Here is a 388-nt window from a genome sequence, read left to right as displayed (position 1 = left end):
GCTCCGCACGTAGACGTGGTGCTGACCAGCGGCGTAGTACGCGGTCGGGCTGTCCGTGATGGAACCGCCCAGGCTGGTGGAGTGCCAGCCGTCGGCGTACCACCAGTGCCACAACGCGCCGTCGCTGCCCCGCGCGTAGACGTGGTGCTGACCAGCGGCGTAATAGGCCGTTGGAGTGCCGGTGATCGAACCGCCCAGGCTGGCCGAATGCCAGCTGGTGTCGTACCAGAAATGCCACAACGCACCGCCCGGACTCCGCACATAGACGTGGTTCTGGCCATCGGCGAAGTAGGCGGCCGGGGTGCCCTCGATGGAGCCGCCCAGGTTGGACGACTTCCAACCGTCGTCGTACCACCAGTGTTGAAGCCCACCGGCGGCGTTTCGGCCG

The 388-nt window shown here is 67.3% G+C and carries 1 pseudogene; it reads right to left on the bottom strand.

What is annotated here, in order from left to right:
* A pseudogene (locus ODJ79_RS46820) lies at nt 1–388 on the bottom strand (hypothetical protein); the annotation flags it as partial.

The organism is Actinoplanes sp. KI2, from assembly GCF_025630775.1.
Lineage (GTDB): Bacteria > Actinomycetota > Actinomycetes > Mycobacteriales > Micromonosporaceae > Actinoplanes.
The sequence above is the reverse complement of the archived record's forward strand: the minus strand, read 5'-3'. Positions and strand labels throughout refer to the sequence as shown.